This window comes from Sinomicrobium kalidii, from assembly GCF_021183825.1.
Classification (GTDB): Bacteria; Bacteroidota; Bacteroidia; order Flavobacteriales; family Flavobacteriaceae; genus Sinomicrobium; species Sinomicrobium kalidii.
In genome coordinates this window covers 824,512-851,164 of record NZ_CP089211.1, presented here as the reverse complement: position 1 = coordinate 851,164, position 26,653 = coordinate 824,512, and the positions used below count along the sequence as shown (strand labels likewise).

Genomic DNA, 26,653 nt, shown 5'->3' with positions numbered 1-26,653 from the left:
AGGTTCTAATTCTTGTCTTTTTTTCCGAAGAGCCATTTAAAGAAACCTTTCTTTTTCTTCTTTTTTTCTTTCCTTTTCTCCTTTCGCTCTGCCCGGCGTTCCTTTTTCCGCATGTTGTCGGTATTGCCAAATAAACGCTCAAGGAAAGTGGATTCTATGACGGGTTCGCAGTCCAGTTCAAAACGGACAACGGCAGAGGCAGCCTTAAAACGGGCTTTGGTATACGGGTCAAAAACGCTGTCTTTGTTCATTTTTTGCATAAACCCGGCAAAGACCGGAAGGGCAGAATTCGCACCCTGGCCCATACGGGTACTCCGGAAGCCAATCCTGTGATCGTCTGCACCTACCCAGGTTACGGTAACGAGATTGGGTGTTACTCCCACGAACCAGCCGTCCTTGTTGGACTGTGTGGTCCCGGTTTTGCCCGCTATGGCATTGTTGAGTTTATAGGCATACCGTATCCGGGAGGCCGTACCTTCGTTTACCGTGGCCTTCATCATTTCCAGTATTACCTGCCGGGTGTGTTCGGAAAAGGCGGGTTCAGCCCTTTCTTCAGGCCTGAATTCGGCCAGTACGTTTCCCTCCTTGTCTTCGATACGGGTGATAAAGAAAGGTTTTACAGGGCGACTGTTGTTGATATATGCGGCATAGGCCCCTGCCATTTCTTCTACACTGATCCCGGCCGTGCCCAGTGCCAGTGACGGTACTTCGGGTAAAGGGGAATCAATCCCCATTTTTTTGGCCATGGCAATGGTATTGCCTATCCCGGCAAAATCCAGCACTTTTACGGCCACCGTATTGATGGAACGGCTCAAAGCATATTTCAGGGAATATTTTACAAACTCATCTTCCTCTTTTTCCGTGGCATTAGACGGGCTCCATCCGTCGTATTCCTCGTAGACCACTTTTTTCGGGGAAAAATAGGAACAGGGGTACAGTCCGTTTTCTATGGCCGTGGTGTATACGATAGGTTTAAAAGTGGAACCTACCTGTCTTTTACTCTGACGAACATGATCGTATTTGAAATACTTGTAGTTTATCCCTCCTATCCAGGTACGCACTGCTCCCGTGTGCGGGTCAATGCCGATCATGCCGGTATTGAGGAATTTGAGGTAATGTTGTATGCTGTCAACAGTACTGGCATCGACAATTTTGTTTTCTCCCCATTCAAAAAGTTCTATTTTGCGCGGTTTGCGGAGTGAATCCATAATCTTTTCCGCTTTCCAGCCCTTTTGTTTCAGGCTAAGGTAGGGTTCAGACCGCTTTACGGCTTCTTCCGTCATGTTCGCATTAGCGATCCACGGTGCCCTTTTGCCGTAACTTTTTTCAAACTGTTCTTGCAGTTTGCCCAGATGTTCCTGCATGGCTTCTTCGGCAAGCGATTGCATTCTGGCATCGAGTGTGGTGTATATCCGGAGTCCGTCGCGATAAATATCATAAGTTTCGCCGTTTTCCCCGGGGTTGGCGGCGCACCAGGCTTCTACTTCCTTTTTGACCTGTTCGCGAAAATAGGGAGCAATACCTTCATCATGAGAGTAGGCGGTGTATTGTAATTTAACGGGAAGCGTTTTCAGGCTGTCATAGGCTTCTTCCCCCAGGTAATCGTATTTTACCATTTGATGGAGTACGGTATTCCGGCGTTGCATACTTTTTTCGGGGAATAAGCGGGGATTGTAATAATAATTGGCCTTGAGCATACCTACAAGAACGGCTGCTTCTTCTACCTTGAGCCGTTTGGCCCTCTTGTTGAAAAACTTATAGGAGGCACTTTCTATTCCGTAGGTATTATCGCTGAAAGGAACGGTATTGAGGTAAAATGTCAGGATTTCCTCTTTACTGTATACTTTTTCTATCCGTTTGGCAATGATCATCTCCCGCAGCTTGTTTACAGCGATACCCAGCCGTCCGTAATTTTTTCTTTTATAGAGATTCTTGGCCAACTGCTGGGTTACGGTACTCCCGCCCCCGGAAGAGTCGTCCATGAGCAGGATACTTTTAAAAAATACCCGGAAAAAACTCCTGTAATCAATACCGTTGTGATCGTAAAACCGGAAGTCTTCCGTGGCGATCAGGGCATCGATCAGGTTTTGGGGGATAGCATCATAGGGAATGGACTGCCTGTCGAACAAATAGTATTTGCCGATGAGTTTGTCTTCCAGGCCATACACTTCCGAAGCTTCGTTCTGTACAATTTCCCCCAGTTCCTTTTGGGTGGGAATATGTCCCCAGAGTCCGAAATAAACACTCCAGTAAAACAGGGCAAAAGCCAGTACCAGTCCCGCAATACCCCAAAGGGACCACTTCAGCCATTTGGATCTTATCTTTTGCATATGCTAATATATACGCAAAATGGGTGATCTTAGTATGTGTATTCGCAAATTTTTAATACAATACAGCGGTATTGGATTGATATGAAATGGAAAACAGGGGCAGATCATATTGTTTTGCCCCTGTTTTTTACTGTTAAAATATCCGATGGAGTTTTAAAAAGTATGTGAAAACAATTCGGGTTTAATGACCAGCATCATCCAGGCCCAGTGATTGGTATTGTCGGGAGTCCTGCCTTTAAGATAGCCCATACTGTCTCCTGCAAACATATGCGAGTATCCGGCGGCCAGTTTTACATTTTTGATAAGGTTCCGGGAATAGACAAGATCGATTTCCGTACCCAGGTACTTGTCGGCTGTATCGCCCGTATCGTCCGGCAGGGTAGCGTTGGAAGCGAAGTAGTGAGCGTGGAGCGATATCGCGGATTTTTTTCCCGGGGTAAAATTAACTTTGGCGTAATAGTCGTTGAGCCCTGTACTGTTGGCGTGATTGCCCACGTAAAAATAATCCATAAAACCGTTAAACTTGTGATTGGTACCGTAGAGCGGAAAAAAGGAGCGGTTGTCCCCGTTACTGTCCTGATCTGTACCACTTAGTATTTCGAGGCCGAGACCGAACGAAATATTTTTTGTTTTATAAAGACCTTCGAGAGCCAGCAGGTAGGCACTCAGGTCTTCCGAAGCACCGGCTTTCCCGAACTGGTAATACCCGCTTCCGGAAATATTTACCTTACCAAGAGGAAATTGCAGGTAAGCCCCGGTGGTATGTCGGTAAAAAACGCCGTCGGGATGTTCAGCTGCGTCAAACTTCTGAAAACCGTTGTTGAGAAACAGGAAACTTCCTGAAAAACTATTCCAGTCCCTGTGAAGATGGAGGTATTGCATGGTTTTATAGCTGAAAAAGGCTGTTGTTGTGTATGCCGTACCTTCTGTTCCGAGATTGTTCTGGTTAAAGGCAAATCCGGCGTCTGCTTTCCATTGTCCCCGGTGATACCGGAGGAGGACGGCATCGTGCGACCTGCCCTGCATGGCCCAGTCCACTTCACCCAGGATACGCTGGTCGTCATAGGAAAGTACCTGTCTCCCGGCCTTTACCGACCAGTTTTTGTGAAAGAGCAGTTCTGCCCAGGCTTCAAAAACAGAAAAGGAATGATTGTCGTCCGTAGCCGATAATTGCGGGGTATCACCCCATACGCTTACGTCCTGCAATTTCAGGCCGATTTTCAGTTTGTCTGTCCCGTAGTCCATATTCAGCCTTGAACGCTGAATAACACCCGCTGCGGGTTCGGCATCGTCCGGAAACAAATTGCCGAAGCCGTGCCGGTATTCGAAACGGGGTCGCAGATCTGCGCTTAGCTTGAAATTTTGCGAATAGGAACACTGGATGGTCAGGGGTAACAGTGCCCAAAAGAGTTTGATTTTCATGGCAATATCTTTTTTATGATCAAAACTAAGTAAAAATACTTAATTTAAATACGTATTTTGTGTATTTTTTATATATTTGTCCCGTATTAGCTTTTTACTGACTGTGTTGTGTCAACATTGAAGTTTTCCTCGAACATCCCCGGTAATTCGGGGATGGGAGAGGTCTTTTTGTTGGGTAGTATAAAAAGGGGGAGTGTTTGAAATTTTATTTCCGGCTTGTACACATAAATTGAAAACCATTGACTAATTTAGCAGGAGACATATCTACGTATATCCTTTGCGGGGGAAAAAGCAGGAGAATGGGATCGGAAAAAGGTCTGGTGGTCTTTAATGGCAGGACCTTTGTAGGACATATTTTTGAGGCGATAATCCCGGTTTGCGACCGGGTTTTCCTGGTGACCAATTCCGGCAATCGCGAAGCATACGGATATCCGGATACCATAACGGATATTTATGCCGATAAGGGACCCATAGGCGGAATTTACACGGCCCTGCAACATTCGGATACGGAAGATAACCTTATTCTAAGTTGTGATGTGCCTCTGCTTACCACCGGATTGCTGAGGGAGCTGATGGTTTGGCACCGAAACGGAACCGCCGCTATAACTGTAGTCAGGGACAGCGACCGTATTCACCCGCTCATCGGGATATACAAGAAAAAGACGAGGCATTTGTTTAAAGCTGCCTTGTTGCAGAATGAGCTGCGCCTTATGAAAGTGCTTGAAAGGATTAACTGCCAGCAATTACCGGTGTCCGGAGAGAGAAGTATTGAATTGCAAAACATAAATACGCGGGAAGACCTGCAGATAGTATTGTAGACCAAAATAAAAAATTGCAGAAACCACATTCCGATGAAAAAGATACCAAAACTCACATTGATAGGTGCAGGACCGGGAGATCCGGACCTCATTACCCTTAAAGCGGTGAAAGCACTGGCAGCAGCGGATGTGGTACTGTATGATGCTCTTGTAAACACGGAATTATTGTCCCATGCCCCGCAGGCTGAGAAGATCTTTGTGGGCAAACGCAAGGGAGCCCACCGGTTTTCACAGGAAGAGATCAATAAGCTTATTGTGGACAAGGCACTTGGTCAGGGCCATGTGGTCCGGCTAAAGGGAGGGGACCCCAATGTTTTTGGCCGGGGAGCGGAAGAAACGGAATATGCTGAAAACTTTGGAATAAGCACGCAGGTAATCCCCGGTATTACCTCGGCGATTGCAGTGCCTGCCGGCCAGGGTATTCCCGTGACACGCAGGAAAGTCGCGGAAAGTTTCTGGGTAGTTACGGGAACTACTTCTTCAGGAAAACTGTCCGGTGATGTAAGGCTTGCAGCACAGTCGTCGGCAACGGTCATCATATTGATGGGGATAAGCAAATTACCGGAAATCGTTTCTGCCTACCGGGAATGTGGTAAGCAAAACCTCCCCGTGGCCGTGATACAGAACGGAACTACCGAAGGAGAGAAGGCCGGGTACGGCACCATTGATACCATAGAAGAAGTGGTGAGGAAAGAAGGGCTTACATCGCCTGCAGTTATTGTTACGGGGGAGGTAGTGAAATACGCTTCCGTACTTGCCGGTTATTATGATGAAGAATTTCTCGAAGACGAATTTTTGTTCCAGAACCTGAATTTACTGCCGTTTTTGGGGAGGTGAGGTGATGGTATTCCACTCGTTGCAAACGAGGGCCAGTAGTAGTTGAAAAGTTTAAACAGGTTCTTTCGAACCTGTTTTATTTTTGTATTTTGAGCGTAATTATATAGAGGGCTGTAAATGCCAATACCTTAATTTAACCCAAAAGAACCTGAAACCCGGAATCATGGTCGATATAACCCATAAAATAACCACACTCCGTACGGCAACTGCCCAGGCTGTGGTGAAAGTAGGAAAAAAAGAAACTATAACGGCGATTAAGAACGATCTTGTCCCTAAGGGAAACGTCCTGGAAATGGCTAAAACAGCCGGGCTTTTTGCCGTAAAGAACACTTACCAGGTCATTCCGGACTGTCACCCGCTTCCGGTGGAGTACACTTCGGTAGATTATGAAATCGGGGCGCAGGAGATACATATTGTGTTTACCGTGAAAACGGTTTATAAGACCGGGGTGGAAGTGGAGGCCATGCACGGGGCCTCGGTAGTGGCACTGACCATGTATGACATGCTGAAACCCATAGACAAGGAAATAGAAATACAACGCATTAAACTGTTACATAAAAGAGGAGGGAAGTCCTCTTTTGTAAATACCTTTTCCTCCCCGCTGAAAGCTGCAGTGATCGTTTGTTCCGATACCATATCCGCAGGGAAAAAGGAAGACCGGGCCGGAAAAGCCATTATAGACAAACTGAACCAGTGTGATGTAGAGGTCACTGCCTACGATATTATTCCCGATGAGGCAGCGATCATCAAAAACAAGACCCGGCAATACACCGGAAATAACCATCTGCTGATATTCACCGGGGGAACGGGGCTTTCCGAACGGGATGTCACTCCCGAAGCCCTGGCACCGCTGATCGACCGGAAGATACCGGGAATAGAGGAAGCGATAAGAAGTTACGGCCAGCAACGGATGCCCTATGCCGCATTGTCCCGAAGTGTTGCGGGAATGGCAGGGGGGTGTCTGGTACTGGCATTACCGGGGTCTACCAATGGTGCCCGGGAATCCATGGATGCCATATTTCCGCACGTACTTCATATTTTTAAAGTAGTAAAAGGGGAACGTCACGGGGAATAGTCCGTAGTTATTTAATGTGCTTTTGACGAGATTTATTTTCAAAAATAAATCTCAAAATTTTTTATCTCATTGTAAAGAAGCTTTTCCCGGCCGACTATCTGAATTGATTGGTCTCAGTTTAGGGTGTCAAACCCTGCTCCCGATCCCGATATCTATCGGGATAATCGGGATTATTGCAGTACTTTAGTAGTGCTAAAAAATTATAATCCCGGTTATTGAGTTATGAGGTTATTGAGTTATTGTGTGTTGACTAAATAACTCCATAACTAAATCCACCTAATCACTTGGTAATTTTATTGCTTTCCAAGAAGGGGGACTTTTAGTCCCCGGTAAAGAAAACCTCTGCACCTTTGTGCAGAGTGGTTTAGTATCTTAACCACGGGGCTGTCCTGAAAATTACCGCTTTACCAGTTCCTGCTTATTGTAATTGCTTTTGGGGGCTTCGCACAGAGGGCAGCAATAACTTTCCGGAAGCTCTTCGAAGGCCGTTCCGGATGGGATATCCTGTGTTACATCGCCGTATTCGGGATTGTAGATGGTCAGGCAGTCAGTACATTGATACACCGTGTAGGTTTCTTCCTCCTTTTTTTGTGCTTTTGGTTTTATAACTTCTTTTTCGTTGCCCAGTTCCTTAAAATACATCCTGCTGAGTTCCATGAGCAGGTCGGGGAGTTCGCGGCGGTCAATGTCCTGGGCATAGATGAGGTATTCCAGGGTGTTGGGGTCGAAATCCCTGGCATAAAGCAGGTTGTAGGTGTCGGGAATATCGATACCTTCAATATCCACCGGAAAAGCATTTTTTTCGATCACTACGGATGTAAAGTAATATACCTTCTTTCCGTATCCCGTAATACCGAAAGTAAGCCCGTAAGTGCTGATATCGTTCTTGTCGAACTCGCCGACCAGGTATTTTTTGAGTTCCCTGGCCCAGTCTTCCCCAACGGGAACGTGCCAGTTGAGTTCCAGCATGGAATGACGTACATTAATACCGTTTACGCCCAGAAATTTTTCCCAGGTAAGTTTAAATTCCACGGGAATACCCTTTACAATAAAGGATTTCCAGGGGGTAATACATATTTTCCCGATCTTGCATTCCATACACAGGTCGCACATGGTTTTCAGAAAGCGGATATCGTAATGATTATTGCGCCAGTAAAGTCCCAGCCAGTATTTCCCGGACCCCAGTTTGTTCATTCCCTCGTAATACGGAAAAGGGTGGAAGGGAACTTGCAAAGGGGTGTCCACAGTACGGTTGTTGGTATCTATCCTGTCGTTGAGGAGGTAAAAAATAGTAGTGACCGATTCCGGTTCTTCCGGTAAAATATCTTCTATGGCCGATGCTACTTTTTCAATGTCCCATCCGTAGATAAGGGCCGGGTATTCCGCTTTTTTCTCCCAGTGCGGCAACCGGATGTGCAGGTACCAGTAATCTTCGTGTGCCGATGCAATAAAGTTGAGATGCCCCGTAAAAAGAGGCACCAGTCGCTGTTTGGGATCGGTAATGTTTACCTTGAGGGTAGGGGTTTGCTTGAATTGTTCGAGGATATAGAGGTAGCGATCACCGGTAAGCCAGCTCGTACCCGGGAAAATATCGGCAGAAACATAGGAAGAAACAATATTCTCCTTTTTGTCGGATACCGAAGTTACCACTTCCATACCCCGAAGTGTTTTCAGTATTCCGGGGCGGACCGTTTCCGGAAAGAGAATGTCCTGCCGGGAACCAAAGGAAATACTGTCCAGTCCGGCCTCTTCGGCGGTTTCGACAATGTTTTTTAATTCCCGCGGGCTGAGTACGCCTCCCTTTACGGTCAATCTGGATAATTTTTTCTTCATGCCAGCATTTTTTTAACCTCCTTTTCTGTTACGATACCGGGTTTTCCTGTTTTTTCAGGATTTCCCGCACCTCGGTCTTACAACTTCCGCAGCCCAGTCCGGCCCCCGTTTGTTTGCACAGTTCGGTAAAATCACCGCAACCGTTTTCAATGGCAGCAATAAGATTGCCTTCGCCTACCTGGCTGCAGGAACATATCAGTTTGCCCAGTACGGGTTTGGTTTCAGAAGATCCTCTCAGCAGGGTTTCCCGCTTGTCGAGGAGTTCGGTCTTGCTTTCGATCATGGCCTTGAATTCGGCAAACTCGTTTTTGTCGCCCATCAAAATGGCCCCGATGAGCAGGTCGTTTTTTACAATACATTTTTTGTAATAATGCTTGCTGACATCGGTAAAGACGATCTCTTCGTAATCCTCATCGTTTTCGGGGATACGCACGGTGCCTATACTGCACAGGTCCAGGTCCTGGAACTTGAGGATGTTCATCAACACGGAACCTTTGTATGTGCTTCCGGTATCCCCGGCCAGGTAATTGGCCAGTATATTGGCCTGTTCTTCGGCTGCCGAAGTGATACCGTAGAGATTGTTTTTGAACTCCGCAATTTCCCCGATGGCAAAAATATCGGGATCGGAGGTTTGCAGGTACGGATTTACTTTTACGCCCCTGCCACACTGCAGGCCGCAATCTTTGGCAATGGTTATATTGGGAGTGGTGCCTATGGCATAGACGATAGCGTGGGCGTTGATCGTTTTCCCGCTTTTCAGGGTAATGGTCAGTTCCCCGGTGTCTTCCTCGTCAAATACGGTACTTACCTCATTGTCAAAATACACCTGTACGCCCCGCTCCTGAACATCCTGGGCAAGGAGTTTGCTGGAAACAGGGTCCAGTTGTCTTTCCATAAGCCGGGAACCCCGCTGTATGATGGTGATTTGAAGGTTATTGTGTTTGAGCGCAGCGGCGAGTTCCAGGCCGAGCAAACCGCCGCCTACGATGGCAACATGTTGTTTTTCGGCGGGAATTCCCGTGTCGTCCAGGTATTTTTTGAGTCCGTCTGCGTCTTCCTTGCTTCGTATGGTAAACCTGCCCGGGAGGTGTAACGGCACGTCCCCGGGAACAAAGGGGCTGCTGCCCGTGGCAAGGATCAGTATATCATAGTCGTGCCATTGCCCGGTATTGTCCCGTATTTGTTTTTGTTCCCTGTCAATTTCCCGGATGTGCTTTTCCGAGTGCAGGGCAACGCCCAGTTTGTCCAGCTCCTCTTTTTTTATCTTCTGGAGCTGCTCCCAGGTCAGTTCCTCTGTGATGTATTCCGGAAGGAGTACCCGGTTGTAAAACGGGTTCGGTTCCTTGGAAAAGACGTGAATATCATCTTCTTCATTGTGTTCCCTGTAATTCTGGATAAACCGGAATGCAGCGGCCCCGGCCCCGATAACACAGATTTTATGCACCGGTTTTTTGTAGCGGGAAACCGACACAGCGGTGTATTTAAAGTCCGGTTCCTTGGAAAGCGGGTCTACAATATTATTGGTCAGGTTATTGGCCCTGCTGTAGTCGTTTTGCAATTGTTTGCCCCAGTGCATGGGAAGGAACACCACCTGTTCCCGTATGCTGCCTGTTACTTTTGCGCGGACCCTTACCGTACCGTTCCGGCTTTTTATGTTTACCACGTCGCCGCTTTTTACCTTACAGATATAGGCATCTACAGGGTTGATCTCCAATACGGGTTCGGGATAGTGGGTTTTCAGGCGGGAAACCTTTCCGGTACGGGTCATGGTATGCCATTGGTCGCGTATACGTCCGGTGGTGAGTATCAGCGGATAATCGCCATCGGGTTTTATGGAAGCGTTTTCCACGCTGTACGGGGTGTTGAACACGGCTTTTTGTGAAGGGGTATAGAACTTCCTGTCGGTAAAAAGCCTCGCTGTTCCGGGGTGGCGGTAATCCGGAACAGGCCATTGGAACGTGCCTTCGTTCTTCAGTCGGTCATAACTGAGGTAAGAAATGTCGATGTTGGTTCCCTTGGTCATTTGACAGTATTCCCGGTAAATTTCTTCCGCGGAAGCGTAGTCAAATCCCGGGAACCCCATTTTTTTGGCAAACCTGCACAGTATTTCCACGTCGGGAAGGGCTTCACCCGGTGGATTAATGCCTTTGGAGAGGTAGGATACCCGCCGTTCGGAATTGGTCATGGTCCCCTCTTTTTCCAGCCATCCCGCAGCAGGGAGGAGCAAGTCGGCGTATTGGGTAGTATCGGATTTATGGGAAATATCCTGTACCACTACAAATTTGGCCTGTTGCAGTGCTTTTTCCGCCCGTCTTACATCGGGCAGACTTACCAGCGGGTTGGTACAGACGATCCAGATGGCTTTCAGTTTTCCTTTTTCGAGAGCCTCAAACATCTCGGTTGCGGTGTATCCTGGTTTCGGGGATATTTCGTCCACACCCCAGAAGTCGGCTACTTCCCGGCGGTGTTCCGGGTTATCCAGGTTTTTGTGTACGGCAAGGAGACTGGCCATGCCACCTACTTCCCGGCCCCCCATGGCATTGGGTTGCCCGGTCAGGGAAAACGGCCCCGAACCGGGTTTACCCACATGCCCGGTAATCAGGGAGAGATTGAGTAACGAAAAATTTTTGTTGGAACCTACAACGCTCTGATTGAGCCCCATGGCCCACATGGAAATAAATCCTTCGGAGGCGCCTATCATATCGGCTGCATCTTTGATCTCATCAACGGTAATACCGCATATTTGCGCCGCTTTTTTAAGGGAAACGGATTTGATGAGTTCCCTGTACTTTTCAAAGCCCTCGGTGTGTTTTTTGATAAAGTCGAAATCTACCTGTTTGCGGTCCAGTAACCTCCTGCCTATGGCATTGTAAAGGACCACATCCGTACCCGGTACGATCTGAAGGTGGAGATCGGCAAAATTGGCGGAGTCGGTCTTGCGGGGGTCGACTACAATGACCTTTACATTGGGATTTGTTTCTTTGTGTTTTTCAAGCCTGCGGAAGAGTATGGGGTGGCACCAGGCCGGGTTGGCCCCGGCAATAAGAAAGCAATCGGCCAGTTCGATGTCTTCATAGGCTATCGGCACGCTGTCTTCGCCAAAGGTCTTTTTGTACCCGATCACGGCAGAACTCATACAGAGCCTGGAATTGGTGTCGATGTTATTCGTCTTTAAAAAGCCCTTGGTAAGTTTATTGGCGATATAGTATTCTTCGGTAAGGCATTGTCCGGAAACATAAAATCCCACGCTGTCCGGACCGTATTTTTTTATGATGGATTTAAAGGCGGCCGCAGCCCGGTCCAGGGCGGTGTCCCAGTCTGTCTGTTCTCTGGGATGGGAACTGCTCCACCGTATTTCGGGGTAAAGGATGCGGTCTGAAGTGTCGTTGACCACGTGGTGGAGGTTCATACCCTTGGAGCACAGCATTCCCTTGTTTACGGGATGATCCTTGTCTCCTTCCACATAAACCCGGTTTTTGGCATCTTTCTTTACCGTAATTCCACAACCCACACCACAATAGGAGCAGGTTGTTTTCAGCATGTCCGCCATGTTGTATTCGCTTTACTTCGGTTTTCTGCGGCTCCGTTCTTCCTGCTAACGGAACGGAGCCATACAGGTGTTTTTATGCTTACGTAAAAATACTTAATTTTTCACAGAAACCAGGTTTTCCAGGGAAGCTTTTATCTCCCTGCCGGCTATTTTTTCTTCTTTTTCAGAAAAACGTACTAAAAATGAAAATAATGAAATAACGGCTACGCATATTCCCAGGATCAATAATGCATTCGGATAACTGACCTCTTCTGATCTCAGCAGGAACCCGGCGAGTACGGCCCCTACATTTCCTCCGGCCCCTACAATACCGCTTACGGCACCAACCGCCTTTTTATTGACAAACGGGACGATGGAGAACGTAGCACCTTCGGCCATTTGAACGCATAGACTGAAAAGGATCATTACGGCTATGGCCATGGGCAGCAAACGCATCTGGGAGAAGGTAATGAGCATGATGCCTTCGAGAATAAGGACGGTGAAAAGAAAGAGGATACGGCCTTTCAGTCCCCATTTGATGCCTGCCTTGTCACCAAAATAGCCACCGAGGCTCCGTGCGAAGAGGTTCATCAACCCGAACAGTCCGGCTATCAGCCCGGCGGTTTTCAGGTCCAGGTCGAAATAATCCTTGTAATATATGGCCCCGATATTGTTTATGGTAAGCTCTATGCCGAAAGATGCGGCATAAATAAAGAACAGTGCCCATACACGGATGTCTTTTACTGCTGTCATAAAAGTATTTTCGCGCTTGCCTGAACGATCTGCCTGTCCCGTTTCGGCCTCCTTTATTTTTTTCAGGTCTTTGAAATTGCCTTCCGGGGTGTCTTTGGTGTATTTGTAATAGATAATACCCATGACAATCATAATTATTCCGGGTACGACCATGGCATATCGCCAGGAGGAGTTGTCTGAAAAACCGAGGGCTATAAAACCGGCGAACAGAAGCGGCATGATCATCTGTGTGACCCCGCCGCCGAGATTTCCCCATCCGGCGGTAGTAGCGTTGGCCGTACCTACCACATTGGGGGCAAACATAACGGAGGAGTGATATTGTGTAATAACAAAGGAAGCTCCTATGATACCGATCGTAAGCCGGAACAGGAGAAAGGTTTCAAAACTGTTGCTCAATCCTATGGCTATTACGGGGATGGCCCCCAGGATGAGGAGGTAGGTATAGGTAATGCGCGGACCTATCCTGTCGCACAACCATCCGATGGCCAGCCGGGCGAGAACGGTGATAGCAACTGATGCGATTATGGTACTTCCTATTTGTTCCTTCGTCAGTTGTAATTCTTCCCGTACCACGGCCATGAGCGGTGCAATACCGAACCAGCCGAAGAAACAGATAAAGAACGAAAACCAGGTAATGTGAAATGTTCGCATGGGCAGGCTTTTGAAGTCCAGCAGATTGATCTTCGTAGCCTTTTTGGAGATAAATTCTTTCATAACAATTTTTCTTTGGAGGTTTTACGTAGTAAATATAAGTATTAATACTTAAAAATAATACGTATTACGAAAGAATTATGACCTGTTCAAAAAAATACGGGAATATTCGTGTTATACTAAAATAGCCAGAACGGTTTTGAAGTATTGTCAAATGTAAAAGCGGGAAGAAAAGTGTTCAGCCATCGATACACGGATTTTTCCGGGGATGTTGCCGGTGACCGGAGGCTTTACGTTTTCCAGAAAAATATCCGGGTATCGGTAGTTGCCTTGTTCACTGTGACAATCCGTGTTCCTTGGCTTTATTGGCGAGTTCGATGAGGTTTTTTACCTTGAGTTTTTTCATGAGGTTAAAACGGTGTACTTCGGCGGTGCGTTTGCTGATATCGAGTTCTTCGGCGATTTGCTTGTTGCTTTTTCCTTCGAGTACGTGCGACAGTATCTGCCTTTCCCTTTTGGTAAGTGAGAATTTATCTTCGGCCGCCACCGCGGGAGATTTGGGTTTGGAAACGAAGTTTTGTATGAGTATGGAGGAAACGTCCCCGCTGAAATATTTTCCGCCGGAGTGTACCGTATGCAGGGCTTTCAGAAATTCTTCCTTACTGGAACCCTTGAGCAGGTACCCGTCTGCTCCTGCCTCGACGGATTGCAATACGTATTCTTCGGAATCGTGCATGGAAAGTACGAGTGTTTTCACCGGATGGCCCTGTTTTTTTATGATTTTTACCACTTCAATACCGTTCAGTTCGGGCATCCGGATGTCTACGATAAGCAGGTCGGGAGTTTTGTTTTCCAGTATCCGGAGGGCTTCCCTGCCATCTGATGCTTCGTCGATGACTTCAAGGTCTTCCTGGTCTTCGAGTAGTGCTCTGATGCCGTCCCTAACCAATACATGGTCGTCTGCGAGGACGATACGTATTTTTTGTTCGCTCATGTCAAAAAGTGTTTCCCACAAAAATACGTATTTTGAAATAATGGATAGGGATTCGAAGTGAGATTTTAGCGATGAGACATGAGATGTTGTTTAAAGGTCGGCACCGGGGGTATAGAGAAGGAATGAGGTTAAAACAATACACCATCTAAAGCGGGATGTTCAGCGTAACCCGTGTCCCTTCACCGGGAGCGGAGTGGATAAAAAGTCGGCCGTCAATATATTCCACCCGCTCTTTCATAAAGGTCATGCCCATACCGGAAGCCCCGTTGTTCTTTTTATTGATTTTGTCCGGGTCGAACCCTTTTCCGTTGTCGTCTATGGTAATGCTGAGCATTTCATCGCTGTGCGACAGGCTGACAACAATATGGGTGGAATCGGCATACTTTATGGCGTTGTTAATGGCTTCCTGTACGATACGGTAAATATTGATCTCCGTCAGTGAATCAAGACGGTTGGCAAACCCGGTTTTGTTCACCAGTAAAATATTCTTTCCGGTAAGCCGGGAAAGTTCCTGTACCAGTTTGGTGAGGGCGGGGACAATGCCGTGGTCGGTAAGTTCGGGAGGGGTGAGGTTAAAGGTGGCGGTCCGTACACCTTTTATAATATCGGTGGTCAGGTTTTTAAGGTGTTCTATTTTTTCGGCGGCTTTTTCCGGGGTTTTCAGGTCAATGCTTTCGATGTTGAACTTTAATCCCGTGAGCATTTGCCCGATACCGTCGTGAATGTCCTTGGCTATCCGTTTTTGCTCGTTTTCCTGGTTTTCGATGATCTTGCTGGAAATGATCTTCTGCCTTCCGATCTGCTCGGAAAGATGAACGGCATTGAGCCGTTCTATTTCCACCAGGGCCTCCTTCTGTTTCGTAATGTCAAAACAGATGACCAGGAGTTCCGATTTGCCCTGCGGGATGTCTATGGGAATAAGGTACAGCTCCAGCCACACGGGACCCTCATCATTGGGCGTGAGTTTTATTTCGCCCTGCCATCCCTTTTTCCGGTGTTCGGAGAGGATGTTGTCCAGCAGGGTGCGTTCCTGCTTTACGGGTGTAAGTACTTCGGAAAGTTTCATATGCTCCGTATTCCCTCCTGAAGGGATAAAACGCCTGACGAATTTTTCACCCATGTAAACAATACGTCCTTCGGTAGTGATGCGGGCAAACAACAGGGTCTGGTCTATAGCATAGTTCAGTATTTTCAGTTCCTTGACCGATCGTTCCTTGGCCTCGCTCAACTGATCGGCATTCCGGGCCATTTTTTTGGCATTTCGTTCCGCGAGGAGAAGCTGGGTGATCGTCTTTTTTACAAATACGGCGGCCGGGCGGAAAATGAACAGGAATTCCAGCAGAAGAATAGCCAGGGTAATAAACAGGATAAGGTATTCTATCCTGCTGAGTTGCTTTACATTTTCATTGGCTTCCTTGTCGTACTGATACACAATGGTGTTCATGATGGCCAGAAATTCCGGTTCGTTCCGGGTGATAACCGCAGTTTGCCTTTGCAGTTGTTCAGGGCTGGTAATGGTGCCGGAATCCGTAAGGGCACCGATGCGCGATGCTGCTTTTCGGATGGTATCGAAATAGGGGGAGAGCTGCCGGAAAAGTACCGTTATTTCCTCACTGTTTCCCGCCGGCAGCCCCAGGCTGTCATTACCTTCCTGCAAACCGCGATGGGAAAGGGTCCATTCCCGTATGGTGTTTTTGAGCTTGTTGTTGATGGCCCTGTTTTCCTCCCTGCTGTTCCGGGGTGAAAACGAAAGCACTTCTTTGGCGAGTTTCTGGCTGAGCATCCGCTGTCTTCCCGCAATATTGACGAGACGGGAATCATTTTCCTGGTCGTGCAGGAACTTCTGGATGAGCACCTGGCTGATAATAACGGCAAGGGCAATAGCCGTAAGGGCTATGAGATATAGCCGGCTCAGTTTTTTAAAGGTTTGCTGATCTAAAGGATGTTTGCGGTCTGTGTTGTTCATTTAGTAGAAAACTATGTCCGTCACCGTACTATGTTTGCAGCGCTTTTTTTACCAGGCCCGATGCCTCCGGGGACAGTTTCAGTTCCAGGGCGGCCTGCTGTCCGGATTCTGACATTTTAGCCCAGGTCTTCTGGACAATATCTATTATTTTTTCTTCGGGATGCTTGGCAGCGAAATCGTCAAAATAATACTGTAAAAAAACGAGGCAGACCACATCTTCCAGGATCTGGGTCTCTTCGTCCTTTTTGAGTTGTTTTTTACGGATGAGGAAAGATACCCTTTCTGCGAATGTATCTTCAAATCCCAGGTCTTTCAGTATTTCGGAGGTTTTTTCGGCATGGAATTTTTTCAGAGCTTCCCGCCATTTGAGATAACCTACCCTGTCCATGGGGTACTGTTTACGGTCTATTTTCCACCGGCAAATATGTTGTGCCCTTGCCGCTATCTGGAGTTCGCCGGAAGCTTCGGGATAAAAGTCCAGCAGTTTTTCTGTCATTCTCCGGGCGTAGAGCAGTTCCTTGGGGAAGGTTACCCCGTTCACGGTTTCCACATTGGGGTCTTCGGCATTCTCGGCATCTATCCGTCCTATGGCCATTTCAAATTTTGACACGTGTTGCATGCTATGGTTTTTCAAAAACAGGGTTATTCATTTTAATCTGAAAAACCAATATACACATTTTCCTGTTCAATTTTTACCGGATAGGTGGCAATTTTTAAGTCATCACCGTTTAAATTATCTCCTGTTCTGAGGGAGAACGTCTTTTTGTGCAGGGGACAGGCCACTTTGGGCTCATTGTTGACCTCTCCCGTCATCCCGCGGGAAAGGACCATTTCCAGTTTGTGCGGACACAGGTTCTGGCAGGCATACCACTCCATGCGCCTGGCAAAATTGAACACCGCAATTTGCCGGGTACCGTGCTTTATGCAGGCCCCTCCGTCTGCCGGAAAGTCGTGTATGCTGCCAACCCTGACCCAGCTTTTAACTTCATCGGGGGCCGTTTTTCGATATTGTTCCAATAGTTGCTGCATTTTTTAGTTTTTTAGTTGTTGACGGGAGTCAGGGAAGACTCCTCTTGAGGCATTTTTAGAGGCTTTCTATCCCCTCCGCCCAAAGGAGGAATTTATCTTCTTCACTTTGTTTTTAACCACCTGCCTTTGTCTTCAGGATATTTTCTCTCCCATTTAACGGTCATTGACACATTATCTCATTATCCCAAATTTCCACATTAATTACCACGGCCGTGGCATTTTCTGATCGCGCATGGGAACAAAAACCATGTTGTCATCCGTATCGTCGGAATTGACAAAATGGGAGAAGCGTTTCCGCATTTCCGGGTCGTTTATGGCCTGTTTCCATTCACATTCGTATGAATCCACGAGTTGCTGCATTTCTTTTTCAAGGCTTTCGGCAATACCCAGGCTGTCTTCTATAACCACTTGTTTCAGGTAGTCTATACCGCCTTCAAGGTCGTCCAGCCATTTTGCGGTCCGGGTGAGGGGGGCGGCTGTTTTGATATAGAACATCAGGAACCTGTCGAGATATTTGATGCAGGTCTCGTCGTCCAGTTGTTCTGCAAACAGTATGGCGTGTTTGGGATTGGCGCCACCGTTACCGCATATGTAGAGGTTCCAGCCACCTTCCACGGCAATGATCCCGAAATCCTTGCTCCGTGCCTCGGCACATTCCCGGATACAGCCGGATACGCCGCCTTTTAGTTTATGGGGAGACCGGATGCCTTTGTACCTGTCCTCAATACAGATGGCAAAGCTTACACTTTCGTGCATACCGTACCTGCACCAGGTGGAGCCCACACAACTTTTTACTGTCCGCAATGCTTTTCCGTAAGCATGGCCACTCTCAAAACCGTGATCGATAAGGTCTTTCCAGATGTGTGGCAACTGGTTCAGCTGGGCTCCGAAAAGGTCTATACGTTGCCCTCCGGTAATTTTGGTGTAGAGGTCGTATTTCCGGGCCACCTTGCCCAGTGCAATAAGTTTTTGCGCCGTGATCTCCCCGCCGGGGACACGGGGTACTACGGAATAGGAGCCGTTACGCTGGATATTGGCGAGAAAACGGTCGTTGGAATCCTGGATGGTTACCTGTTTGTTGGCAGTTTCATTATAAATACTGGCGAAAAGAGAGGCCAGTGCGGGCTTGCATTCCTCGCAGCCGCCACCTTTCCCCAGGGTGTCCAGTGCCTCGTTATATGTGGTAATGCCATTTACCCTGATGAGGTCGTAGAGTTCCTGGCGGGAATAGTCAAAGTGTTCGCAGATCACTTCTTTGGCCTCGATACCTTGTGATTTCAGGGTTTCTTTTACGAGGTCGGCTACCATCGGCTTACACCCCCCACACCCCGTGGCAGCTTTGGTACAGTTGATAACATCACCAACAGAGGCGCAGCCTTGTTCTGTAACCGCATTGCAGATGGCTCCTTTGGAAACACTTTCACAGGAACAAACCTGTGCGGTATCCGGGAGATCAAGGACATTCCCAAGTGCAGAAGCGCTTCCTTCTCCCCGGGACCCCAGGATGAGGTCCTCCGGGTTTTCGGGCAGGGGAAGCCCGTTGAGGTATACCTGGAAGAGGTTGTTGTATTCGGAGGCGTCCCCGACCAGGATACCGCCGAGAAGTTTTTTGCCGTCCCTGGTAACATTTATTCTTTTATATATTCTGCTGAATTTGTTTTCGTAGGTAACGGCTACCACTTCGTCATTTTCAATAAAAGGGTCTCCGAAACTGGCCACTTCCACACCTATAAGCTTCAATTTGGTGGACATATCGATACTTTCGGCCATGACCTTGTTCCCTCCGGTGATTTGTTCCACGGTTACCGCGGCCATATCATACCCGGGGGCCACCAATCCGTAAATACCGTTGTTGTACAGTGCGGCTTCGCCAATGGCATAAATGGAAGGATCATTGGTGAGCATGCGGTTGTCTACAACAATTCCGCCGCGTTCCCCGGTTTCCAGTCCGCAATTACGGGCAAGTTCGTCCCGGGGGCGGATGCCTGCGGAAATAATGAGCATATCGGAATGAAGGATTTCCTCCTCGGCGAACTGCATTCCCGTCATACGATCTTCCCCGAGGATATTTTCTGTTCGTTTGTTAAGGTGAACGCGTATACCGAGATCTTCCATTTCCGTTTTCAGCATATCCGCTGCCTTATCGTCAAGCTGTCGGGGCATGAGACGCGGGGCAAACTCAACTACATGGGCTTTTAAACCGAGGTCTTTAACGGCTTTGGCGGCTTCGAGCCCCAGGAGGCCGCCGCCGAGCACGGCTGCATTCGTTTTTCCTTCCCGTTTTATCCGCACGGCATAATCTTTTATGGCGTCCAGGTCCTCAAGGGTACGGTAAACAAATACTCCCTTTTTTTCGACACCTGAGACAGGGGGGACGAAAGGCGTAGACCCCGTAGCCAGTATCAGATAGTCATACGTATATGTTTTGCCCTTGTACGTAGTTACCTGCTTCTTTTTCCTGTCAATACCTGAAATAAGTTCGGAAGTATGGAGTTGTATCCGGTGTTCTTCGTACCATTCGGAGCCGGCCAGAAGCAATTGGTCCGCTGTCTTCCCCGCAAAGTATTCACTGAGGTGAACACGGTCATAGGCCGGTTTGGGCTCTTCTCCGAAGACGGTGATGTCAAATTCCTGTCTTTTGGGGTGAGCTGCCAGTTTTTCACAAAACTTATAGCCCACCATACCGTTCCCGATAACGACAATCTTTTTCATAGCGTACGTATTTAGATGTCAAATATAAGTATAAATACTTAATAAAACAATAAGTACGTATTTTTTAGTAAAAAAGGATATATCCGTTTTTCCGAAACAGGGGAGCTAAGGGCTGTGGTCCAGCTATAAGACTTCCCAGTCCTCTATGTCGCCGTTTGTAATTTCAAACATGGGATGAGGATCGGGGAGGGAAGTTATTGCTTTCAGGACATGGTATTTTTTGATGTCCCGTATTTTCAGTTTGTCCAGTAAGTGCCCGGTTTCATAAGCTATTTGTCCGGAGGTGACTTTCATGGTAATCGGAGAAAAGTCCCACTGTATCTTTTCCCTGTTGAAATTGTAGTTCCGGCGGAACGCTTCTTGGAATATTTCCGAAAGGTATTGATTTACGGCGTGTACCGGGTCTTTCAGTGCTTTAAACCTGTCCAGTTGCGGATGATTTTTATATCCCCGGGTCTTTCCTTCGAGGACATGTTTGGCGAGGAGGGTTTCCCGCCACAGGGCTACAAGCCCTTTGGTATCCAGGTATTTCGGATGCAGGGACCATATTCTCATAACTTATTTTTTAAGGGAAACCCGTTGCAATATAAATGATTATTGCTTTTCTTCCATAAGGTGCTTTAACTGCACGAGGTCGATTTCCACAAGTTTACCATCCTGGGTGTATTGTTCTTCGGTCACTCCGGGTAATTTGTAGAGGGTGAACACCACTTCACAGCCATTGTCATTGGGAAAAGCACGCATCGGGTTGTACACTGTTTCGCCGGAAGGTAGGGTGACGTTGTGATCGAGGATGCCAAAATCGTTCTTTTCTGCAAATTTGACCTTGACGGTTCCCATCGGGGATTCGGCGATCCAGTCCTGTCCCACCTTTTTAATGGATGCGCTGAGCCCGGCAGCCCATTGGGGCAGGTTGGCGGGATCGGAAACAAAATCATAGACCTGTTTTGCCGTTTTGTTAATGGAGATACTGATGTGCCTGGATACGAAAGTCATGGTAAAAGCTATTTGTTGAAGATCAAAAATAGGGATTTCAGGCAAATTATTTTGTAACCAAAGGGAAACTATTTTTAGTTGATTTTGTCAACTTTTTTAATTAACTTGTTCCCGTTTTTAAAAACAGAAGCATGGAGCAGACCTTAATTGAAGAGGTAAGGGCGTTTAACCGTTTTTATACGGGTATTACAGGTTTGCTGGACCGGAATTTTCTCAACAGTCCGTATTCACTTGCGGAAATCAGGGTGTTGTATGAGATTTTTCATCACAAGGGGATCAGGGCATCACAGATCATGGAAATCATGCATATCGATAAAAGTTACCTGAGCCGTATTTTAAAGAAACTGGGAAAAGACAGACTTGTGTCGAGGGAGAGATCAAAAGAAGACGGCCGGGCCTATATGTTGTACCTGACCCAGAAAGGTGTTGCCGAATTTAAACTTTTAAACAAGGCTTCCGACCGGCAGATCGCCGGACTGCTGGAGCCGCTTACACAAAAGGAGAAAGAACGGCTCATAGCCCGTATGAAGGATATTTTACAGATTTTAACCCCTGAAAACAACAGTAAATATGGAGCGGACAGTAAAGACTCCGGATATTGAGATAAGAACAACACTGCAACCGGGCGACCTTGGTTATATAGCCTATCTTCACGGAAAGATATACGATGAAGAATGCGGCTATGGGCCGGGATTTGAAAGTTATGTATTGCAGGGCCTGGCTGAATTCTTAAAGGAATACGATCCGGTCAAAGACCGGGTGTGGATTTGTGAAGACCACCGTAAGATCATAGGTTTTCTTTGCGGTGTGTTCCGGGATGGAATGGTACAGTTGCGCTATTTTATCTTGTTACCCGAATGTCGCGGCCTCGGGCTGGGGAAAAAGCTGATGCAATCTTTTATAAATTATATGAAGGAAATAGGCTGCGGAAAAGCTTACCTGTGGACTACCCGCGAACAGGAAACGGCTATTGCCCTGTATAAAAAATACGGTTTCCGGCTCATCGAAGAGGTACCATCCGAAGCCTTTAACAAACCTTTGGTGGAACAGCGGTACGATTTGCAATTATAAATGTTGGTTTCTTTATTTAAAATCCCAAATTCAGGGAAATATCCTGCAATTTGGGATTTTATGTTCTTACCCGGTTATTTTTTACCGAAGATCAACTTGTCCAATGAATATTTTCCCCCTCCAAGAATAAAGATTACGATACTCAGAATCAGGAATACGAAAGCCAGGGCTTTTACGTCAAAGGCATCATTCCCGTGGGCGATGAAATAGGCGACAAACATGGTAATGAAGATCGGGATTGCCGCAAGGCGGGTAAGTAATCCTATCGTGACCAGGATACCGCAGAAAAACTCTGCAAAGATGACCAGGATGAGTGATAATTCGGAGCCAATACCGATAATGTCTCCGAATTGTAACAACATTTCATCATACGATACCAGTTTCATGTATCCGTAGCGGATAAATAATCCCCCGAAGAGCAGTCGCAATACAAGGGTGGCAACATCTGTATTCAGGGAGTGGTAGTTAAAAAAACTTTTCATATTTTGTCTGGTTTGGTTAAAATTACATGATACCGAAGATATCAATTATTTTTTAAATTCTGCCTGTTTCCGGTGAAGGGACTTTTCAGGATATCCGGGAAACAACGGTATCTGTATCAAAAACAATATTTTTTTTGGTGTTCCGGGCCAGGTAGGCATTGATGATCTGTTTGATGTCCGCATTGTGTTTTTGCGGGGTGATGAAATCCCGGAAATTTTCATAGCGGTCAATCCGTTCCTCACCGGGGATAAACCCGTAACCGGCATAATTGCCGCTTTTAACTTCTATCAATGCTTTTTCCCCGGGCGTTCTCCCTTTTTCGATAATAAGGAAGTCTTCCCGTACGGATCTTATAGCTTCGATGGCCTGTTCTACGCGTTCGTTATACTCTTCCGTTTTTTCTTTTTCCCGGCATATCCCCCTGCAGTTTTTCAGTTTGTAATGGGAACAATGGGGGACATTGGTCTGTAACTGGGTGAATTTGGGACACAGCTCGTATTTTTCACAGACCTGTTCCAGAAAGGAAAGGCATTCGGTGACCGTATAAAAGATCTTCAGCGGATCCGGGGCGATCCGTAACTGGTTGTATCCCAGGTGAAGAATACCCTGTCTGTCTGTATAGGCAATGATACCGTAACCTTTAACCGGTTTTTTCTGGGCGGTATTGTACCTGGGGAAGTATTGTTTTATCTGTGTGGATTCCCGGATCAGGGCCAGGAGTTCGCTCCCGGTTTCTTCGCAGTCTATATGTGCGGTTTCCCTTGCCAGTGCAATTTCCCTGGATTTCTTGTCGTAAAAATGGCCGAGCACCCTTTTTTTAATGTTAATGGCCTTTCCTACGTAAATCATCTTGTCCCTTTCGTCCAGGAAGTAATAAACACCCGGGGTTTCCGGAAGTTTGTCGAATACACTTTTGGGGAGCAGGGGAGGAAGGGTGATCTCGCCCGACCTCGGGTTGAGCTGTCGCGCAAATACCCCTTTGTTATCGTTTTCCAACAGTTTTTCAAAGAGGATCACCGTAGCGTCGGTGTCTCCCTTGGCGCGGTGCCGGTCTTGTATTTCTATGTCGAGATGCCTGCACAGCCTCCCGAGGCTGTAGGATTTCAGGCCGGGAAATATTTGCCTGGAAAGCCTCACGGTACAGAGTTTTTTTCTCCTGAAGTCCCAGCCTATGCGCTGAAATTCCTTACGGATCACATTATAATCGAAGTTGACGCTGTGCGCTACAAAGATTTTATCTTCAGTAAAACACCGGATGGTGTCTGCAAGATCTTCGAAAACGGGGGCGTCCATGACCATGTCATTGTTTATTCCCGTAAGCCCGGTGACATAGGGAGAGATAGGGACCTGCGGGTTGATAAGGCTGTGGAATTCCTCCAGTAGCGTATTGCCGTCGTGTACGGCAATGGCAATTTCGGTGATCCTGTTGGCTTCACCCCCGAGCCCGGTAGTTTCCACATCGACTATGGCATACATCTGTATCCTTTTTTTACGAATTCATAAAGATACCAAAAAACACACTTTTACCGATATGAAAATGTTATTTTGACAGGGATACGGTATTTATTCCATAGGTTCTCCCCGGACACTTTCAAAGAATTTGTAGGCTTTTTCGATCTGTTTTTTGTCTGCGTACTCGAATTCTTTTTCCGAAATACCGTAAACCTGTTGCAGGGAATCGAGTTTTTTCATTAGCTGTTCCTGTATGTTCTGATATTTGGGGTTCCCGTAGATGTTGTTGTTTTCCGCCGGATCGGTTTCGAGGTCATACATTTCCCAGGAATCGATATCGTCGTAAAAGTGCATGAGTTTGTAGCGTTTGGTGCGTACGCCATAATGTTTTTTAACCATGTGAAAATCGGGATATCCGTAGTAATGGTAATACACGGCATCCCGGAATTCTTCGCGGCCGACATTTTTAACCAGCAGGGGTTTAAAGGATTTTCCCTGCATGGCATCCGGTATCGGGGCACCGGCAAAATCGAGAAGGGTGGATGCAAAGTCGAGGTTCTGGGTAAGGGCGCGGATGTTGGTCCTTTTGCCAATGTGACCGGGATATTGCATGAGCAATGGCATACGCAGCGATTCTTCATACATAAAGCGTTTGTCGAACCAGCCGTGCTCACCGAGATAGAACCCCTGATCGGAGGTATAAATTACAATGGTATTTTCATCGAGGTTGTTTTCTTCAAGGTAATCCAGTACGCGTCCCACGCTTTCGTCTACAGAAGCAATGGTGGCCATATAATCCTGCAGATAACGCTGTGCTTTCCATTCTGCCATGGCTTTCCCGGTGAGATCGGCCCGGTGCATGGCGTTGTTCTTAGGGAGGTAGATGCTGTCCCAGGTTTTGCGTTGTTCGGGAGACATACGGTCAAAATCGGTGGTCCAGGGGTTGCTGGCCAGTTCGGTACTTCCTTCGGCAATACTCATTTTAAGGTCATGCCCTTCGTACATATCTTTATAAACTGTCATCAGTTGTTGCTGCGCTGCGAGCTGTCCTTTGTGTCTGGAAAAGTAATTATCGGGGAGCGGGAATTTCACTGAATCGTACATTGCGGCATGTCGAAGTGCAGGCATCCAGTTGCGGTGTGGGGCCTTGTGGTGCATCATTACAAAGAAAGGTTGTTGCTTGCCGGTATTTTCCTTGAGCCATTTTATGGTCTTCTCCGTAATGAGATCGGTGGCATATCCCGGGGTGACCACAGTATCCTCATTGTGTATGAATTCCGGGTTGTAGTAGTTTCCCTGGTCGTTGAGAATGTCCCAGTAATCAAACCCGGTAGGGGCGCCGTGCAGGTGCCATTTACCGATCATGGCGGTTTTATAGCCTTCTTTTTTCAGGTATTTGGGCAGGGTGGGCTGGCTGCCGTTGAATTTTTCCCCGTTTTTCCGGAAACCGTTTACATGACTGTGTTTCCCCGTAAGTATCACGGCACGGCTGGGACCGCAAATGGAATTGGTACAGAAATTATTCCGGAAAATAGCACCGTTCCTTGCTATACGATCAATATTGGGCGTGGGGGCTATCTGGCCGATGGGATGACCGTAAGCGCTTATGGCCTGTTGTGCATGGTCATCGGCCATGATGAAAATAATATTCGGTTGTTGTGCGGGTGTCGTCGTTTCCTTTTGTTGCTTTTCCCTGCAGGAAGTAAACGTGAAAATAATACCTGCCAGGATAAAAAGTGTCTTGGTATTCATGGTTGCATTTCAATTTATATTGATGTAAAGTTAAAAATCCCGTTACAGCTATCTGTTTTTCGATGAAGGGTGCAGGGAAACGCTTTGACATACCCCTGTTTTAAATATCTGATTAATAGTGAATTGTTTTATGAAGTGCCCCGTGGATATTTTCAGGTTTTAACATATTGATGTAGTGATGATGTGTTCCGTTTTTAATGAAATTTAAGGTGTTTTACTATAAAAACATCAAATATTAGCTGTTTTTTATGAAATATAGACAGGTTGATGTGAAAAAGCCTGTCTATCGTTAAAATAAACAGGCTTGAAAAAGGGACCTCTTCGTCAAAAAAAGGTGTGGTAAATACGGTCTTGAAACGTTGTCGCCGGCGGTTATGTTTAATCACAGTCCAGGCAGGTCCATTCTACGATCCCCGAGCCGGAGCCGAAGCGCTGCATGGTATATTTTTCCATATCGATAAGGAAACCGATACCGTTTTCATCAGCATTGGTGGTACAGCAACCATCGCAATCGGTATCTGAGCAGTAATCGTATACGACGGCATCAATCTGACGGTTGCCCTGTTTTATACGCAGGGTTTTTAGTTTGTATTGATAAGCGTCGCGGGAGTGTACGGCAATGATATTATTGGCTTCTACCCAGCTTTCCGGCTTAACTCCGGAAACAAAGGCAAACTGCCCCGCCCATTGACACCCGTTATAAAGTATGCATTCGTCGCTGTTGGGGTCGGGATAGGACTCAAAGTTTGTCAGATTGGCCTGGTGCCAGACAGTGGCAGAAGATAGTTCTGCCTGTAAGGGAACAGGTTCCGGGCCGGGATCTGTTATTTCTTCCTGTCCGCAGGAAAAAATGAGCAGTAGTCCCGTTAGCACGAGGGCTGTTTCTAAAAGGTGTAAAGTTTTCATGGTATAAAGATTTGAGATTGACAGTTCTGATCGGGATATGGCTC

At 47.1% G+C, this 26,653-nt stretch carries 21 protein-coding genes; 5 read left to right on the top strand and 16 right to left on the bottom strand.

Annotated elements, in window-relative coordinates:
• Positions 1-5: 5 nt before the first annotated feature.
• Together LS482_RS03270 and LS482_RS03265 are read right to left on the bottom strand one after the other, a co-directional pair.
• On the bottom strand, positions 6-2,330 hold the full coding sequence (locus LS482_RS03270; RefSeq protein ID WP_233030324.1) for a transglycosylase domain-containing protein: 2,325 nt from the start codon (positions 2,328-2,330) through the stop codon (positions 6-8).
• A 153-nt stretch (positions 2,331-2,483) separates the two neighbouring features.
• Entirely contained in the window at positions 2,484-3,752 is a 1,269-nt protein-coding gene (locus tag LS482_RS03265; protein ID WP_233030323.1) for an alginate export family protein, read from the bottom strand.
• A 239-nt stretch (positions 3,753-3,991) separates the two neighbouring features.
• Here LS482_RS03265 and mobA point away from each other — a divergent pair, with 239 nt between their 5' ends.
• From mobA to moaCB, 3 genes are all read left to right on the top strand, one after another.
• On the top strand, positions 3,992-4,570 hold the full coding sequence (gene mobA, locus LS482_RS03260) for a molybdenum cofactor guanylyltransferase (RefSeq protein WP_233030322.1): 579 nt from the start codon (positions 3,992-3,994) through the stop codon (positions 4,568-4,570).
• A gap of 33 nt (positions 4,571-4,603) precedes the next feature.
• A complete protein-coding gene (gene cobA, locus LS482_RS03255; RefSeq protein ID WP_233030321.1) occupies positions 4,604-5,407 on the top strand; it encodes a uroporphyrinogen-III C-methyltransferase in 804 nt (267 codons plus the stop codon).
• A gap of 163 nt (positions 5,408-5,570) precedes the next feature.
• Positions 5,571-6,482, top strand: a complete 912-nt coding sequence (gene moaCB / locus LS482_RS03250; protein ID WP_233030320.1) for a bifunctional molybdenum cofactor biosynthesis protein MoaC/MoaB — start codon at positions 5,571-5,573, stop codon at positions 6,480-6,482.
• Positions 6,483-6,878: 396 nt separating this feature from the next.
• Here moaCB and LS482_RS03245 read toward each other — a convergent pair whose 3' ends face one another.
• From LS482_RS03245 to LS482_RS03200, 10 genes are all read right to left on the bottom strand, one after another.
• A complete protein-coding gene (locus LS482_RS03245) occupies positions 6,879-8,315 on the bottom strand; it encodes a rubredoxin (RefSeq protein ID WP_233030319.1) in 1,437 nt (478 codons plus the stop codon).
• Between the two features lie 28 nt (positions 8,316-8,343).
• Positions 8,344-11,856 carry a nitrate reductase gene (locus LS482_RS03240; protein WP_233030318.1) on the bottom strand — a complete coding sequence of 1,171 codons (3,513 nt, stop codon included), beginning with the start codon at positions 11,854-11,856 and terminating at the stop codon, positions 8,344-8,346.
• Positions 11,857-11,958: 102 nt separating this feature from the next.
• Entirely contained in the window at positions 11,959-13,311 is a 1,353-nt protein-coding gene (locus tag LS482_RS03235; protein ID WP_233030317.1) for a NarK family nitrate/nitrite MFS transporter, read from the bottom strand.
• Positions 13,312-13,582: 271 nt separating this feature from the next.
• Positions 13,583-14,242, bottom strand: a complete 660-nt coding sequence (locus tag LS482_RS03230) for a response regulator transcription factor (RefSeq protein ID WP_233030316.1) — start codon at positions 14,240-14,242, stop codon at positions 13,583-13,585.
• A 145-nt stretch (positions 14,243-14,387) separates the two neighbouring features.
• Positions 14,388-16,208 (bottom strand): sensor histidine kinase, encoded by a 1,821-nt coding sequence (locus tag LS482_RS03225; protein ID WP_233030315.1) that lies wholly within the window; start codon positions 16,206-16,208, stop codon positions 14,388-14,390.
• Between the two features lie 28 nt (positions 16,209-16,236).
• Positions 16,237-16,827, bottom strand: a complete 591-nt coding sequence (locus LS482_RS03220; protein ID WP_233030314.1) for a DUF4202 domain-containing protein — start codon at positions 16,825-16,827, stop codon at positions 16,237-16,239.
• Between the two features lie 32 nt (positions 16,828-16,859).
• Entirely contained in the window at positions 16,860-17,237 is a 378-nt protein-coding gene (gene nirD / locus LS482_RS03215) for a nitrite reductase small subunit NirD (RefSeq protein WP_233030313.1), read from the bottom strand.
• A 201-nt stretch (positions 17,238-17,438) separates the two neighbouring features.
• The gene (gene nirB / locus LS482_RS03210) at positions 17,439-19,949 is read right to left on the bottom strand and encodes a nitrite reductase large subunit NirB (RefSeq protein ID WP_233030312.1); all 2,511 of its coding nucleotides are present in this window, start codon (positions 19,947-19,949) and stop codon (positions 17,439-17,441) included.
• A 123-nt stretch (positions 19,950-20,072) separates the two neighbouring features.
• Positions 20,073-20,504: a pyrimidine dimer DNA glycosylase/endonuclease V gene (locus LS482_RS03205; RefSeq protein WP_233030311.1), complete on the bottom strand. Its 432-nt coding sequence runs from the start codon at positions 20,502-20,504 to the stop codon at positions 20,073-20,075.
• Between the two features lie 39 nt (positions 20,505-20,543).
• Positions 20,544-20,945, bottom strand: a complete 402-nt coding sequence (locus LS482_RS03200) for a hypothetical protein (RefSeq protein ID WP_233030310.1) — start codon at positions 20,943-20,945, stop codon at positions 20,544-20,546.
• A 131-nt stretch (positions 20,946-21,076) separates the two neighbouring features.
• On the opposite strand from LS482_RS03200, the gene LS482_RS03195 reads away from it, so the two are divergent.
• A complete protein-coding gene (locus tag LS482_RS03195; RefSeq protein WP_233030309.1) occupies positions 21,077-21,547 on the top strand; it encodes a MarR family winged helix-turn-helix transcriptional regulator in 471 nt (156 codons plus the stop codon).
• Positions 21,516-22,016, top strand: coding sequence for a GNAT family N-acetyltransferase (locus tag LS482_RS03190; protein WP_233030308.1), 501 nt, complete (start codon positions 21,516-21,518; stop codon positions 22,014-22,016). Before LS482_RS03195 ends, LS482_RS03190 begins: the two co-directional genes overlap by 32 nt.
• Before the next feature lie 74 nt (positions 22,017-22,090).
• Here the strand turns inward: LS482_RS03190 and LS482_RS03185 are convergent, their stop codons facing one another.
• The 4 genes from LS482_RS03185 to LS482_RS03170 form a co-directional block, all read right to left on the bottom strand.
• Positions 22,091-22,498, bottom strand: coding sequence for a DoxX family protein (locus tag LS482_RS03185; protein WP_233030307.1), 408 nt, complete (start codon positions 22,496-22,498; stop codon positions 22,091-22,093).
• Between the two features lie 85 nt (positions 22,499-22,583).
• Positions 22,584-23,975 (bottom strand): exonuclease domain-containing protein, encoded by a 1,392-nt coding sequence (locus tag LS482_RS03180; protein WP_233030306.1) that lies wholly within the window; start codon positions 23,973-23,975, stop codon positions 22,584-22,586.
• A gap of 87 nt (positions 23,976-24,062) precedes the next feature.
• The gene (locus LS482_RS03175; protein ID WP_233030305.1) at positions 24,063-25,703 is read right to left on the bottom strand and encodes a sulfatase family protein; all 1,641 of its coding nucleotides are present in this window, start codon (positions 25,701-25,703) and stop codon (positions 24,063-24,065) included.
• Positions 25,704-26,081: 378 nt separating this feature from the next.
• A complete protein-coding gene (locus LS482_RS03170; RefSeq protein ID WP_233030304.1) occupies positions 26,082-26,609 on the bottom strand; it encodes a hypothetical protein in 528 nt (175 codons plus the stop codon).
• Between the last annotated feature and the right edge of the window lie 44 nt (positions 26,610-26,653).

Coding starts and splice junctions, on each gene's coding strand:
- LS482_RS03230 (WP_233030316.1), bottom strand. CDS start 14,242: ATGAGCGAACAAAAAATACGTATCGTCCTCGCAGACGACCATGTATTG.
- LS482_RS03180 (WP_233030306.1), bottom strand. CDS start 23,975: ATGTATGCCATAGTCGATGTGGAAACTACCGGGCTCGGGGGTGAAGCC.
- LS482_RS03265 (WP_233030323.1), bottom strand. CDS start 3,752: ATGAAAATCAAACTCTTTTGGGCACTGTTACCCCTGACCATCCAGTGT.
- LS482_RS03270 (WP_233030324.1), bottom strand. CDS start 2,330: ATGCAAAAGATAAGATCCAAATGGCTGAAGTGGTCCCTTTGGGGTATT.
- LS482_RS03240 (WP_233030318.1), bottom strand. CDS start 11,856: ATGCTGAAAACAACCTGCTCCTATTGTGGTGTGGGTTGTGGAATTACG.
- LS482_RS03245 (WP_233030319.1), bottom strand. CDS start 8,315: ATGAAGAAAAAATTATCCAGATTGACCGTAAAGGGAGGCGTACTCAGC.
- nirB (WP_233030312.1), bottom strand. CDS start 19,949: ATGAAAAAGATTGTCGTTATCGGGAACGGTATGGTGGGCTATAAGTTT.
- LS482_RS03200 (WP_233030310.1), bottom strand. CDS start 20,945: ATGACTTTCGTATCCAGGCACATCAGTATCTCCATTAACAAAACGGCA.
- LS482_RS03195 (WP_233030309.1), top strand. CDS start 21,077: ATGGAGCAGACCTTAATTGAAGAGGTAAGGGCGTTTAACCGTTTTTAT.
- LS482_RS03190 (WP_233030308.1), top strand. CDS start 21,516: ATGGAGCGGACAGTAAAGACTCCGGATATTGAGATAAGAACAACACTG.
- LS482_RS03235 (WP_233030317.1), bottom strand. CDS start 13,311: ATGAAAGAATTTATCTCCAAAAAGGCTACGAAGATCAATCTGCTGGAC.
- cobA (WP_233030321.1), top strand. CDS start 4,604: ATGAAAAAGATACCAAAACTCACATTGATAGGTGCAGGACCGGGAGAT.
- nirD (WP_233030313.1), bottom strand. CDS start 17,237: ATGCAGCAACTATTGGAACAATATCGAAAAACGGCCCCCGATGAAGTT.
- LS482_RS03205 (WP_233030311.1), bottom strand. CDS start 20,504: ATGAGAATATGGTCCCTGCATCCGAAATACCTGGATACCAAAGGGCTT.
- moaCB (WP_233030320.1), top strand. CDS start 5,571: ATGGTCGATATAACCCATAAAATAACCACACTCCGTACGGCAACTGCC.
- LS482_RS03175 (WP_233030305.1), bottom strand. CDS start 25,703: ATGAATACCAAGACACTTTTTATCCTGGCAGGTATTATTTTCACGTTT.
- LS482_RS03220 (WP_233030314.1), bottom strand. CDS start 16,827: ATGCAACACGTGTCAAAATTTGAAATGGCCATAGGACGGATAGATGCC.
- LS482_RS03185 (WP_233030307.1), bottom strand. CDS start 22,498: ATGAAAAGTTTTTTTAACTACCACTCCCTGAATACAGATGTTGCCACC.
- LS482_RS03225 (WP_233030315.1), bottom strand. CDS start 16,208: ATGAACAACACAGACCGCAAACATCCTTTAGATCAGCAAACCTTTAAA.
- LS482_RS03170 (WP_233030304.1), bottom strand. CDS start 26,609: ATGAAAACTTTACACCTTTTAGAAACAGCCCTCGTGCTAACGGGACTA.